The 15,388-nt window shown below is 38.7% G+C and carries 7 protein-coding genes; 2 read left to right on the forward strand and 5 right to left on the reverse strand.

What is annotated here, in order from left to right; all coding sequences use genetic code 11:
- Positions 1–148: 148 nt before the first annotated feature.
- The 5 genes from HF894_RS07195 to HF894_RS07215 form a co-directional block, all read right to left on the reverse strand.
- Positions 149–1,225 carry a metallophosphoesterase gene (locus tag HF894_RS07195; RefSeq protein ID WP_394369829.1) on the reverse strand — a complete coding sequence of 359 codons (1,077 nt, stop codon included), beginning with the start codon at positions 1,223–1,225 and terminating at the stop codon, positions 149–151.
- 27 nt (positions 1,226–1,252) lie between these two features.
- A complete protein-coding gene (locus HF894_RS07200; protein ID WP_204971509.1) occupies positions 1,253–4,090 on the reverse strand; it encodes a LamG-like jellyroll fold domain-containing protein in 2,838 nt (945 codons plus the stop codon).
- A gap of 124 nt (positions 4,091–4,214) precedes the next feature.
- Positions 4,215–5,765, reverse strand: coding sequence for a SusD/RagB family nutrient-binding outer membrane lipoprotein (locus tag HF894_RS07205; protein WP_204971510.1), 1,551 nt, complete (start codon positions 5,763–5,765; stop codon positions 4,215–4,217).
- Positions 5,766–5,777: 12 nt separating this feature from the next.
- Positions 5,778–9,098, reverse strand: a complete 3,321-nt coding sequence (locus HF894_RS07210) for a SusC/RagA family TonB-linked outer membrane protein (RefSeq protein ID WP_204971511.1) — start codon at positions 9,096–9,098, stop codon at positions 5,778–5,780.
- A 251-nt stretch (positions 9,099–9,349) separates the two neighbouring features.
- Positions 9,350–10,369 carry a FecR family protein gene (locus tag HF894_RS07215; RefSeq protein ID WP_204971512.1) on the reverse strand — a complete coding sequence of 340 codons (1,020 nt, stop codon included), beginning with the start codon at positions 10,367–10,369 and terminating at the stop codon, positions 9,350–9,352.
- Between the two features lie 203 nt (positions 10,370–10,572).
- On the opposite strand from HF894_RS07215, the gene HF894_RS07220 reads away from it, so the two are divergent.
- Both HF894_RS07220 and HF894_RS07225 read left to right on the forward strand, forming a co-directional pair.
- Positions 10,573–11,142 (forward strand): RNA polymerase sigma-70 factor, encoded by a 570-nt coding sequence (locus tag HF894_RS07220; protein ID WP_204971513.1) that lies wholly within the window; start codon positions 10,573–10,575, stop codon positions 11,140–11,142.
- Positions 11,143–11,212: 70 nt separating this feature from the next.
- Positions 11,213–15,388 carry a two-component regulator propeller domain-containing protein gene (locus HF894_RS07225; protein WP_204971514.1) on the forward strand — a complete coding sequence of 1,392 codons (4,176 nt, stop codon included), beginning with the start codon at positions 11,213–11,215 and terminating at the stop codon, positions 15,386–15,388.

Here is a 15,388-nt window from a genome sequence, read left to right on the forward strand (position 1 = left end):
CTGCAAAGTTGCAAAATCAAGTCCGTTTCATCTCAAGAAACCACGTAATTGACTATATTTCAATAATTTCAAAGAACTATTTATCAACTTTTACGGGACAGTAGTGTATATGTTTATTAGGTTATACCTAATATGTATTTCTATTACGTTAATTTATCACTATATCAAATTGGTCAAATGGTTTATTTCTCCATGCAAATTGGCTTGTTGTGGGTGATAATGCAAATAGTGGGGAAAATGTACGTACTGAAATCGTTTTTCCGTCTGGTTTAAATTCAAGGATACGTAGCCAGCAATCTCCTCCATTCCCGTGCCATTGACCGTCAGCAGTTTGTGCATTGAACATCATTTGAATGATTGATTTTCCATTTTGATTGTTATCCATGCGTAGACTAACTTGTTCGTCATAGTCTGTAATATGGCATTCATGTCCACATATAACCAATCTGATGTTAGTTGAAGGATAAACAAGTTTCTGCCAGACTGCTTCTGGATAATTCGCCGGGCGCATAGGATAATAATCTTCACTGATGAACCGTTCGCCTTTGTAATCTAAAAATGAGTGTGTCAATAAAATGACTTTATGTTTTTCATATTGCGGGCTATTTACGATTTTTTTTGCCCATGCAATAGCTTCGTCTCGTGGTGAAAACTCCAATGAAATGATCAATAATTTTCCCCACGTATCTGTTGTGAGCTCATACGCAGCATTTTCTAATGTAGGAATTCCCTTGTAATTGTTTCCTATGGCTACAAGTGTTTTTTTCCAACAACTGTTTCTTTCAGCGGGAAAATATTCGTGAAAGTATGTACGACGGACTTCTGATGATTTGTAACCATAATCGTGATTACCGGTACAAAGGATATAAGGAATCTTATTGTCTAACCGGCAGAAAGCGTTTGAAACGGCTTGCCATTGTTCTTGGCTGGTTTGATCGCCATTTACATAATCCGGCACTGCGATATCATTTTGTTCCACTAAATCGCCGGTACATAGTACGCCTTGAATATTTAGCGTATCCAGGTTATTGGCGATCCAGGCAGTTTGCAATTCAAACAAAGGTTGGTTTGCGGCAAACTTGATATAACTTTGTGGGTCTGGTATTACAATCATGGAAAAAGATTTTTTATCCTCCAATTTGGCATTGACCGGGTATATCTGTGAAAAAGCTGTGTATGCATGTATAATAATGGTACATGTTAGCAGAAATCTTCTGTATTTTATGATAGAATGCTTAAATGACATAAGATATTATTTGTAAATCCAACGGTTTAAATGATTATTCTCGGTTTGAATTACGATTTTATAAAATTTGGAAGGCGGAATTTGTTGATGTTTTATATTGTATTGTTCTTGTTTAGCTGGTACAGTTGCTATTTTAATCCAATTATCTTTCCCGCCATTTTTGTATTGATTGTCGGTAGCTATGTAAATATTTACTTGTGCTTTGGCATTTAAACATTTCCAAGACAAAATAATATCGTTATCATGTGGTAATGTTTTCATTTGTGAAATGTCTATAGGGCCAATAAATGGAATTCCGTCTTGTTCCCATAAAACGTCTCGAGGTACTTCAAAGTCCATAAAACGGCAAATGGAGGGTGTTATATCAGTAATAGAAAGTACTCCCTTGCGGAAATGCTCGTTTACTTGCTGATTGGTAGCAATCCAAGTGGTCCTCTCTCGTTCAGATTGTCCTCCATGGCCATATCCACTTTCAGTTCTTCCATGGTCTGTAGTAACTACTACCATCCATTCTTCATCGAAGTATTTTTCTCTGTATTGGACTGCCTGCCAAATTCTTTCGATTTGTAAGTCTGCTTTTTGTGTGTATTCATCGAAGAATGAACCATTTCCTTCTATATGTCCGGCATCATCCGTATACCACAGATACACCCAGCTTAAATCTGGGGCATCGTTTCGTATTCCTTGGGCAGCTTGTTTACTGACATGTTCGTCAATATCGAAAATGTGTAGTTCTTTGTCTTTTTGAGGAAAGCGTAATGTATCTAAATCAAAACCATCACATACATAATCAATTTTTAAATGTCCAGTTTCTTTCTTTCCTTCTCCCAACAGTTTAAAAGTTGTCAGGACTGCAGAATGATCAGATGCCCAAATGTCATCAATCTCAGGCGCAGTCTGTATTATCTTTGAATGAATTGCCTTAATATTTTTCGCCTTGTAATAAATGAAATCAATACGGCTGAAATCTAGTTGCCCATATATACCGGCAAAAGTTCCTTCTGGCCGTTTTAGTTCGTCGGGGTGTGTTTCTCGAAAGCTATCTTTATATCCTCTCTCTAGTAGAAATCTGGATGTTGGGAATGCTACAGGACCATAGCCTCCATGTAAATGTGCTGTTCTTGAGGTCCAATCTAAATGGCTACAAGAATTAAAGTCACCGCCTAAGATTACAGGTATGTCTTGTTCTTTTAAAATGGGAGCTAAATCTTCATCGAGCATGCGTCGGGTATCAGCCATAGGACGGATGGAATCTTCTGCAATCCATACTTTGGGGTTATGACTATTGTCTGGGAAACTGCCAGTATAGTCTGGGTTATATGAGTAACGTACCCAACAGTCGTCTACCAATAAAGAACGATTTTTAGTGAGGTGTACTATAGCTGGATTAGAACAAAAAGTATTACCAGTCTTTTGCTTTTCTAGAGGGTATCGACTGAATAATGCTAAATTGTCTTGAGATGACGGGGTTTGTAAGTGATATTGTAGGGATTTTGCAATCTCTTCTTGAAAACCGTATCCTTCTTGCATAGTTACAATGTCAGCTTTTGTAACTTTGATTAATTCGATAATACGTCTATGACCTTGGATAGGAACATGACGGCCACCGTGCCAGATATTCCATTGTAATATTCTAAATACGTCGGGATTATTTGATGAATTTTTTGTAATATGCTGGAATATATATGGCTCTTTTTTTGTAGGAATAATGTTCTTACCAGATAATAAAATAGAAGGTATTGTAACGCGTATTCGGTTATTTAATCGGGCATTATTTTTGATGTCTGCTGTTACCAATATATAATTAGCACCATCCTTTAGTTTTATCTGTTTCTCCGTGGATAGGTTTATATCAATTTGTTTTTTGGGGGTAGATGTATACAATAAATCTCGTTGTGAACTTCGAGCAGTCTGTCCGGCATAATATACATGGATGGAGGATAAATCAGACAGTCGGTCCGTGTCTGATAGGTCTAATGAAATTTTTTCTAATAGAAGAGGTTCTTCCTTCCCTTGTACTATAATACGTAGTTTCATCAATTGATGTCCTAAGCTTCCACGATCTGCATCCCATTCATTTTCAATGCTAATTGCATTGAAAAGTTGTTGCTTGAAGATATTGTTTGCAAATTTATCATTGTTGTTTGGAATCGTGTATGCCAGTTCTTCTTTTCCTGCATAATCTATCCTCCCATTTCTCAAGTGATAAGAATGGTAACCACTTCCTGTCCAATTTAAGGCTGTATCGTCTATTCCTGCATCAAAGTTATAATACGCCACTAAATTATTGAAAGCAGTATGCGACGGAGTTAAAGGTTTATTCATCCATTGTTGCAATGTGTTTTCTGATAAAGCAGCACTCCATATGCGTACTTCGTCTATTTCACCACCGAAAACTTCGTCTTTCGATTCACAAACTCCGATAGCCCCTGGAATAATGGTGACAACTGTATCCTTTTGGGCTTCTAATTTCCCGTCTAGATATAAGGATGTATACATTCCGTCGCAAGTTAGAGCTACATGATGCCATTGACCATCTAACCATGTCGTTACTCCGATTGCAGCTCGTGTGCTGTATAATTTCCCATGTTTGACCACTAATGGGAAATTGTCGGCTTGTCGGTAAGTGCTATATTCACCCCCTCCAAAAATGACTTCTGTCTCCTTCCATGAGGTATCATCGCCTTTGATCCAGGCTTCCAATGTCCATGGTGCATTTAGAAAACCGATACCAGTTCGTACATTATTGTCTTTACCGTCTAAATGAAGTGCTAAATTTTGGCTGTTTATAGTGAGAATTCCCAATAAGGAAATACACAAAGCTAAATATATTTTGTTTTTCATATTGTTTTGCAGTAGTGAGTGGTAAAAGATTTCATTGGAAAATAAAGGATGTGTCTAAATGTAGAATGTTGATTCTAAAAAATTGACACATCCTCGTAAAATTAGTGGGTGATGGGAATAGTCTTTATTTTAGAAGCCACATTATATTGTTGACATCATCTACACCATTCCACTGACGTTGTAAGGCTATTTTCAGCTGTTCCTTATTGTAATTGTTTTCAGAATCGGGATATAACCAACGCATGGGAATTTTATCATTTTGCGTATTCAAGTTCGTATCCGGATTGATGGGAAAGGCTGGATAACCTGTACGACGAAAATCATAATAGGCGTCATAAGACATGTGGAAATATCCTGCTAGATAAGTCTGCATCCATATTTGATGTAGGCGGTCAGTTATCGTTCCAGCTTCATTATAAGCTGTTTTCTCACCATGTAGATACATATCTATATCTGCATCTGTAATTTCAACTCCATTGTTATATTGTGAGGGAACGGTTGTTCGTACAAAATCAAAAGAGGCTCTGACTCCTTCATCATAATATTGTTTTGCTGATCCCTGAATCCATCCTCTTTCCGCTGCTTCAGCTAATAGGAAATTCATGTCTGCATAGCCTAAGCGGATGCTAGGTACCCCTGTGTAAGATAGACGGTATACGTCGTTGGGGCGAGAATGCATCCGAGCTGAAATCTTAGCCATTTCTATGTCATACTTTCCTGCAACATCTACACTTCTGTAGGCATCCCAATCACTAGGTTGGAGTAAAGTTTCTCCTTCTGGCAGATATGTTGGATCAGTCAGAGCCTGTGCAGGGGCTAAGTAATAAAAGAGACGTTTGTCTTTATATTCTTTCATTGGGTCGACAATCATGTTTGTCGCTGCGAATGTTTCTATACTTCGAGTGTATTCTTTGTGATAAGGATTTCTATTTGTCTCTAAATCCGAATATACAACTTGCAGATTGTCGTCATTACCAGAAAATAGGACACCTCCGTTTACTATTTGTGCAAATTGTTCTTTTATATTTAATTCAGGAGTATCGTCTGCTCGTTTCTGTAGCGACATTAAAACCTTTAAACGCAGAACATTAGTGGCTTTTCTCCATTTTAAAGGATCTCCATTGTAGAAGGGATCTCCATCAAATGCTTTGGTTGCTTTGCTAAAATGTTCTTCTGCCAAAGCTAAATCTGATAAGATGCCTTTGAAGACGTCTTTTTGTTCATCATACTTAGGATAAACATATTCTTCTATATTAAGTGCTTCTGAGTAAGGTATGTCTCCTGTATCCATTGTTGCACGCCAAAAATACCATCCTTTCATAAAGTAATATAATCCAGTATAACCATCTTTGTCTGCTTCGGTTGAGAGTTCTACCATTTTTTGTGCACTGGTTAATTTAAGTACACCTGAAAAATCTGCCTTACCAAAACGATTATATTGTTCATCATCCATTTGTTCTCCCCAAAACATCCGTTTGACTAAAAATTCATTTTTCCAATAATAGGAAGATTTAACCATATCCAATATAATGTCGGTAGCCAACATCGATGATTGTACTTTAGTTGTTGAATCAGGATTCGTATTTAAATCGTCAAATGAGGAAGTACATCCAGCTATCCATAGTGTTCCTGATAAAATGCAGGTAGAAACTATGTTGTTTAATGAAATTTTCATATGTCTGAGTTATTAGAAGTTTGCTTTGATATTAAAACCAATGTAACGTTGGGAAGGAGAGTTTAAGTTTTCATAACCAGAGCTGTCTCCTCCTTTGTCTGGATCTGCATATTTATATTCTTTAGCCCATAAGAACAGATTTTGGCCGGTCACACTGACTGAAGCAGATTTTAGTTTCATGTAGCTACACCATGATTGTGGTAAATCGTACGTAATGGATAGATTGCGTAATTTGAAAAATGTTTCATCTAGTACGTTCTGGGCACTAGGACGATTGTTAGAATCATGATATTTGCTGATATAGGTTTCATAAGATACGACGATATCGTTGGGGGCAAATACACGGGTATCTTCAATGACGTTGCCGTCTGGATCGTAAGTTACACTTCCTTCGATAACCTTGACTCCTTGGCCAATATATGTTTTGTTGCCGTTAACGACTTCTTCGTATCTCCATTTAGTATCAGTATCTTTACCGGCTCCAGTGTTCATTAGCATTTGGTGAGTCCGAGAGTATGAAATACCTCCTACACGTCCGTCAATTGTACAAGATAATGTTATGTTTTTATATTTAAGCGTATTGGTAATACCCCAAACTAAATCAGGTGTTAATTTTCCTACTTTTGTTGTAAAATCTTGACGTATGGGAAGACCTGCTCCGTTATGTACAATGTTGCCTTCAGGGTCTCTCTCCCAATCATAGATGGCAAACCAGTCCCATGTGGCACCTTTTTTTACCCAAGGTTTCTTGGTTGAGTATTCAGGATCGATACTTTGGTAGGTGTATTGATCGTGTGCCCAGTTTGTTAAGATATCCCAGGTGAAATTTCTTGTTTTTATGGGGGTGCCTCCAACGCTAATTTCAAAACCTGAACGTAAACGAGTTTCTTTGAAATTGGTTTGTATAGCACTATAACCAGTCATAGGACTAACTCCACCGCTGATGATAAAGTCTGATTCAGCCTTTCTGTAATAAGCAAAATCTGCATATAACCTGTTCTTGAAAAAGTTGGTTGCAAATCCTGTTTCCCATACTTCGGCTTTTTTAGGACGAACTTGTCCTCCTATCAGGGTGCTGGGGTACGAAGCTGAGGTCATACCACTCCACACGTTGGTCTCAACAGAATATACATTATTATTTGCATAGATTGCAGCATCAGATTTGGTTACAGTCCAAGATCCACGAACTTTTAAGAAATCCCACCATGAGGGTAGATTGATGATTTCTGAAAGTACAATGCTGCCTGATACAGATGGATAGAAGTAAGAGCGCTCGTCAGAACGGAGAGTGGAAGACCAATCATTACGCCCTGTTACATCTATGAAATAGGTGCTATCCCATGATAAAGAAAGTTTTCCATACAGACTATTTACACGTTTTTGCTGTAGAGAACTACGACTATCAACCGGATCAACCGATGCTTTCAAGGAATAATATCCAGGTATTGATAGGCCACCGGCTGTAGTACTTCTCATTTGGTCATATCTATAGTAATAAATGTTACCTCCCAATAAACCATCAATTGTGAATTTACCCCATGATTTATTAGCTAATAACATGGCATCAGTATTCAAACTGAGTTCCGTGGTACGACTTAGGCCATAAAATCCATTTTTATCCCACGCATGGTTGGCACTTTTTGCATTTCTCCATTCATTGCGCTGTGTAGACATGTCTAATCCTCCACGTATCATGGCTTTTAGCCAAGGAGTTATTTCATAACTACCTGTGACGGCTGCATTCATTAAATCTGTATCATAAGCATCAACTACTTCTTGCGATTTAAACCATGGGTTGTCATACCAACTATTGTCGTACCAGTTTTGTTGAACGTCTTCTTTGCCTTCTACCCAATAATTCCTAAAATCTCTAATGTCATACTCTGAGCTACCCCAGATTACTAAATCATAAATATAGCTTCCACTATAACCGGAACCATTGTTGTTTGATGCTTTATGTTTGTTGTAGGTTGCTGATGCTTCAAGTTTAAATTTTTTCCAAGACATTTCGCCACCTACTGTGAAATTGGCTTTATTCAAATCTTGATTTGGATATTGTCCTCGATTATAGATTTGTGTCATTGATGCACGGAAGGAACCATATTTCCCTTTTTGTGAAACGCTCACATTGTTGTTGGTTACAAAACTGAATTGAAGGAAATTCTTATAATTATCTTTCCCTTTTGAAACAAGTTCTTGTTCTTCCCATTCATAAGTATAAGGATTGTATAAAATGGCGGTACGTCCAATATCTAATTTATCGCCCCATACATAGTCAATTCCATATTTCCCACTTTGTCCTCGGCTGTAAGAAGATTGTGTTTCAGGGAAAGCTAAGTAGCCAGAGAAGAACATAGTATTACTATTTATACTTATGTTCAATCCTTCAGCATCGGTTCCTTTTTTAGTCGTAATCATGATAGCACCAGAGGAACCTCTGGCACCATATAGTGCCGAAGCTGTTGCTCCTTTTAAAACATCAATGGATTCGATATCATCTGGAGCAATATCGTCTAAGCCGATATTATCGTATGGAATACCATCAACGATGACAATCGGAGTTTCACCTCGCAGTAATATTTTGGCATTTTCATTGAATTCCGTACTGTTCTGAATATTCAAACCTGCAATTTTTCCAGTTAATGAAGAGGCTATGTCGACCCCTTTGGTAGTAGTCAATTTGTCTCCATTTACTTTCTGTACTGCATATCCCAAGGCTTTTTCTTCGCGTTTGATACCTAATGCGGTAACTACGACTTCGTCTAGCATCTCATTATCTTCTTTCAATGTGATAGTTAGTGTTTTGCCAGGGATAGCTTTAATAGTTTCTGTTTTATACCCAACAAATGAGACTTCTATAGATGCGTTAGCTTTTACTCCAATAGAAAATAGTCCGTTGATATCAGTAATAGCTCCATTGTTCGTTCCTGTTTCTTTTACAGTGGCTCCAATAATCGGCTCTCCTTTTATATCAATAACTTTTCCTTTTACGGTATTGTTTTGCTGTTGTGTACGTTGGATTGATGTTTCTATTTCTGTTGATAGGATAATCTTTTTGTCAAGCACGGTGTAGTGTACTCCTGTTCCTTCAAATACTTCATTCAGAATAGTGAATATATCACTGTTTTGTGCAGTTATGGATACACGGCGGTCTAAATCGACATGTGAGTTGTTGTAGAAGAAATCAAAATCTGATGCATTCTCTATTTGTTGGAGAATGTTGGCTACGGTTTCTTCTTCTACATTCAAGGATAGCCGGGCGTTTTGTGCGTAGCTTTCTACGGCTTGCAACATGCTAATGGAGCAGAAGAGATAAAAAATAAACAGTTTCATAACTAAAGGAATTTTTTTCGTGAAGGTCCATAACGACCTTCCGATTTCCATGTTTTGGAAATTTCGGTTGTTTTTCATAACTTTGTAGGGCATTTAGTGAAAAAATAAAGTTCGTGTCTCATGGACTTTTCCATACGGAAAAATGTTGGCGCATTTTTCCGTATGTTTTTTGTTGTTACGGGGCTCTGTCTTTCATGGTCATGGTCTTTTTGTTAATGTATTAGTTTTTTAGTCACAAATGGAAATCTATATTAATAAATCTCTATCCTCATCTTCTCTTGGTGTACATCCGGATCATTTAAATATCGCCAGCGGATACGGGAAGAAATCTCAAAATATTTCAGGATTTTCTCCAGTCGTTGGGTTGTGAAGGTTCCTGTAAAACGGTTGGCGTTCAGTTTCGTGTTTTTCACTATAAAATCTACATTGAAGCGCTTGCCTAGCATGTGGAGAGCTTCGGGCAGAGGTGTGTTTTCGAAAATGATTTTTCCTTCGGTCCAAGACAGCTCGGAAAGGCCGGAAGTGAGGTGGCGTGACAGACGTTGGTTGGTTGTATCGTATATCAGCTTCTGACCGGGATCTAACATGGTCCGTTTAGTGATGGTACCTTCTTTATAAAGGAAACCTACTTTGCCTTCGGTCAGCGTGGTTGTAATGTTGGGATCGTCGGGATAGGCTTCTATATTGAAGTGGGTGCCATATACTTCGACGGCTGATTGGCTGGGAGTGTGAACTACAAAGCGATGTTGGGTATTGGGGGCTACTTCAAAATAGGCTTCACCAACCAAATAAACCGAACGCGTATCACCTGTAAAACTGGATGGGTAAGTCAATGTAGAACCTGAGTTTAGACATACGTAAGTGCCATCGGGTAAGTGCAGACGGGTAGTCATGCCGGGATTCGTACGTATTTCCAATGTCTCGGCTACAGGAGAGACGGATTGCATACGGCTTTGTTGCCAAATCAAAAGCCCAATCAAAGGAAGGATGAGGATAGCGGCAGCACGCTGTCCCCATTCCCACCAACTGATTGATTTCTTTTGTGCAATCTTTCTACCTTTTACCTTCTTCAATGCCTTTTCTGTATCAATCTCTTTGCTGACTTGATGTACATCTACGGCCAGCAGTAGGGAATAGATACGGCGAGCCATACGACGGTTCTCTTCGGACGAAGCAATCCAGGCTTTGACTTCATCGTACGCCGTTCCTTCGAGTTTGCCTTCGTAATACTCGATCAATCGTTGCTCTATGTTGGTCTGTTGTTCGTTCATAGATGACTCGTTTGTAAAAGAGACAGGTGGGAACAGAGAGTTCCTAAACTCTTTTTCTGATTTTATTATTCATTAACATTTGGCGAGCTTTGGATTTTCTTGCTTTTCCTTATTGAAGCGAAAAATATACTTCTGAGATAACAGTCTTTTTCATTAGAAAAACTATTTTTGCACATTGAATTGAATGAGAGCAAAGCTATGACATGGAAACGCTGCATGTAGATAATCTTTTGTTGAGCAGGCTTCGAAATGGGGAGGCAAAAGCTTTTGATGCGCTTTTTCGGAAATATTATCCATTGTTGTGCGCATATGGGAAGCGGTTTGTCAGTACCGAAAATGCGGAAGAAATTGCTCAGGATGCTTTGTTGTGGCTTTGGGAGCACCGGGAAGAAGAAATCGTCCAGACTTCTTTAGCGAAATATTTGTTGAAAGTGGTTTATCGTAAAGCGTTGAATCGGATCGAGCAGGAACAAGTAAAACTGCAAGCGGACACACGTTTTTATCAGGATATAATAGAAAATGTCTTGGAAGAAAGTGATTTGTGTACGATAAACAGCTTGAGCAGGAAATTGAATGAAGCCATATCCCATCTGCCGGAAACGTATCGAGAGGCGTTCGTTATGCACCGTTTTAAGGATATGACCTATAAAGAAATTGCAGAACGTTTGGATGTATCGGTTAAAACGGTGGATTATCGAATCCAACAGGCTTTGAAGCAGCTTGCTGTAGAATTGAAAGATTATTTGCCTCTACTAATCTTCCTTTTACGCTAAATGCGATTTTATAGTTTGGGAGGATATCACTATATTTGTACAACGAAACTCACACATGATTACGAGCACTATGAAACTACGATTGTCGATTGTTTTCTTTCTTTTATATATCATTGTTCTGACTGCTTTTTCACAGTCGGACGAACGTTTTTTCAGTAAATACAATTATCATTATATAACAGAGAGTGAGGGAGTTCCTCATAGTTTTATAGATGATATTCTCTGTGATTCAGAAGGATTTATATGGATGGCTACTCATAATGGTATCGGTAGATATGACGGTTACCAGGTCATGAGCATTAATACACAGACGCAGCCGTTAAAGTTGAAAAATGATTTTTTGCATGTACTTTGTGAGGATAATTTTCGTCGGTTGTGGATCGGATCTGAGGGAGGACTTGAAGCCATTGATTTGAACACCTATGCCGTTATTGATTTTTATTCTTTATCGAATGATACATTGCAACCATTGGCAGATGGATATATTCATTCTCTTTATAAGGATAAAGCTGGGAATTTATGGGTCTCTTGTAGTAATAGTTTGTGGTGTATAGAGTGGGATGAAACAGGAGGTATCGGTAATTACTATTGTTTGAAAGAATCTTGCTCTTCCCCCGTTAAAGCCGTGATGGATGTTGGAGATCGTATTTGTGCAGGATTGGATAATCAGGTATATGTACTTGAAAAGAAACCTGGACATCTGTTGGAGAAAAAGCCTTTATCGAATGATTTGGTACCTTTTAGCGAAGACTGGAGAATTTCTTGTATGCTTGAGGAGGGTGGTTTCTTGTGGATTGGAACAAATAGGGGTTTATTTAAATATAATGAGTCGACCCATCAAATGCAGCGATATCGTTATTCAACTCATCGTCCAGGCATGTTGAGTCAGGCATATATAACGGATATCAAAATGACGGAGCAGGGGCATATTGTTGTATCCACATTGAATGGAATAAATGTTTATCATCGTGAAACGGATACTTTCTCTTTTATTCGGCAGAACCGGACTCAAGGAAATGGAACTATTAATTGTAATGCGATAGATTGCATTTATACGTCGGGTGAAACGATTTGGCTGGGTACAGAAACGGGAGGGATTAATCTGCTTTCTCCCAAACGTCTTCAGACGGAATTATGGTGTCCGGATCAGGACGCGTCTGCCGTTGGAGAAAATTTCCCGGTTAATGCTATACGTGAAGATCGAGACGGAAATTTATGGATTTGTATGTTGGAGAAAGGTCTGGCTCGTTGGAACCCGGAAACTGGAACATGCGAGCGTTATGTGTTTGCACCGAACGATCCAAGCTCACTCACTAATAATACAATAAATGGTCTTTTGATTGATTCGGATCATCATTTGTGGGCATACACATGGGGAGTCGGGATCAATGAGTTGGATTTGAATGTGGCAGGAAATCGACGTTTCCGACGTTATACTCGTGAGGAATTTGCGACTTTGAAGGGGGATTTTATCAGTAGTGCATGTGAAGATGTTATCAATGAAGGGATATGGTTTGGCTCTACACGTGGTGTGTTGTTTTATGATAAACATTCGAAAACGTTTGAACGGGTCCTTTTTGATGGTATCGACAATGAGTTTGAGATGATACCGACACTTTGTGTCGATAAAAAGAAACGTTTATGGATAGGGACGACTCGTGGGTTGTTGATGTTGGATTTATTTGTGTATGCCAAGTCACATAAAAACGTTAGATATACCTACTTCAAATATAAATTGGACGAGCCGAAATCAATGAGGTTGGAGAAAATCAATAGTATTTTAGAGGATAAGGATGGAACCTTGTGGCTAGGCGGTAATGGAAGTGGGTTGTATAAGGTTTCGGAGGATGAAAGAGGGCATTTCGAGTTTACGAATTATACGGTTCGGAATGGATTGCCAGACAATACTATTATTGGTATGACGCAGGACGGACAAGGTAATCTGTGGATTATGACTCACGAGGGAATTTGTAAGTTGGACAGAATGACGATGTCGTTTACGAATTATACAGCAGGTGACGGTTTGCCGTTTACACAATATTCTTGGAATGGTATTCATTATTCGTCCAAATATGACCGGATCTATGTTGCGACTAATATGGGGGTATTGATTATCAGACCTGAAGAACTCGCCTCATTTTATGCAGATCGTGTCGTTAAATTGACTTCTTTAACGGTGGCTGGTAATCTGATTTATCCTTCAAGTGGTGACTATCTGGATCGTAGTATTACACAAACTTCATTGATTACCTTGCATGAGAGAGAAAGTCGTTTTTCAATAGGGGTGACAACGGGGGATTATGCATGTAGCAATCGCATTCGTTTTTCGTATCGGATGAAGGGGTATGAAAGGGAGTGGAATGAAACAAGGCCGGGAGATTGTGTCATCAGATATACAGCTGTGCCTCCTGGCGATTATGTTCTGCAGGTTTGTGCTACCAATGAGATGGGGCAGTGGTCGGAGCATGTGACTGAGGTCGAAGTACACATTATTCCTTATTTTTATAAAACGATCTGGTTTTATTTAATCCTGTTACTGGCATTGGGGGCATTGATTTGGGCATTTTATCATAGAAAGATGAAGCGTTATCGTCAGCAACGGGCTGAATTGGAGCAGAAGGTGGAAGAACGTACCCAGGAATTGGCTGTGCAAAATAAACAACTGGAAGTGATGGCTGAACAGGTAAAAGAGGCTACGGAAGAGAAAATAACGTTCTTTACGAACATTACTCATGAGTTCAGGACACCTGTGACATTGATTCATGGCCCCATTGAACATGCTTTAAAAGTCGTTGAAGATGAGGAGGTGAAAGCTCAATTGCAGATAGCAGAACGCAATTCAGGTTATTTGCTTTCATTGGTGAATGAGCTGATGGACTTTCGGAAGTTGGATATGAACAAAGTGATTTTAGATCGGAAGGCTTGTAATTTTGTTGACTTCGTTTCAGAATTGTTGTTACCGTTTAAGGTGTTTGCGCGGGAGCGTGGCATTGAGATTTGTCTATATACTCATATCGATCATCCTTGTGTAATGATAGATGTGGCTTATATGCGTAAGGCTTTGGTCAATTTGGTAGCGAATGCCATTAAGTTCACACCGGATAATGGACGTATTGATGTGTTTGTTGCTGCCATTCCGAAAGGTGGAGAAAAGGGGCCACAACTTTATATTAATGTCTGTGATACAGGATATGGGATAGTTGAAGCGGATCTGGATAAAATCTTTGATCGTTTCTTTCAGTCTAAGACTGGCGATAAACATCCGATTTTCGGGCAAAGTGGTACAGGCATAGGACTCTTTTTATGTAAGCGTATCATTGAACTACATGGTGGCGTCATTTTTGCTCGTAATAATCAGGGACGTGGAGCGTCTTTTCGGATATTGCTTCCTTTGTTACAGGCTGAGCATGAGATTTCTTCTACTAATGTTGATACTGTTATTGGGTCACAAACAACACAGGAAGACTTGGTTGGGGAAGATACTCATAAAGAAACGATTCTTGTTGTAGAAGACAATCAGGATATGCGTGCCTATGTTTGTTCTTTGTTGTCGAAGGATTATCGTTTTCTTGAGGCGGAGAATGGGGAAGAAGCACTTCGGATTGTACAAAAGCATTCGGTCGATTTGATTGTAAGCGATCTGATGATGCCTGTTATGGATGGCATGGAACTTTCACGGCGTATAAAGGATAATTTGCTTACATCGCATATTCCATTTTTGATGCTTACGGCTATTTCTTCAGATGTACAAGAGAAGAAAAGTTTTGAGATTGGAGTTGACGAATATATTTGTAAGCCTTTTGATGAAGAGGTCTTTTTGTTGCGCATTCGAAACATTCTTAATCTTAGGAATAGTTACAAGAAAAAATTTTCAGCCAGTGGTAATGTAAGCGAATTGCATATAAAGGAAGAATCCAGAGATCAGCAGTTTGTTAATAAAGCTATTGAGTTAATGGGAAAGAATTATGCGGATTCAGAGTATAATTTGGAATGTTTTGTACGTGATATGGGATACAGCAAAACTTTGGTAAATAGTAAAATGCATGCACTGGTGGGACAGCCTATCGGACAATTTATGAAGAATTATCGATTGAATGTAGCTCGGCGAATGATTCAAGAAGGAAAAGGCGATATTAATGTTTCCGAAGTTGCTTATGCTGTAGGATTTAATGATCCTAAGTATTTCACTAAATGTTTTAAAGAGTTTTTCGGTTATTTGCCCAGTAGCGGATTTAAGAAGGACTAA

The sequence above is a fragment of the Caecibacteroides pullorum genome (assembly GCF_019239235.1).
GTDB classification, from domain to species: domain Bacteria; phylum Bacteroidota; class Bacteroidia; order Bacteroidales; family Bacteroidaceae; genus Bacteroides; species Bacteroides pullorum.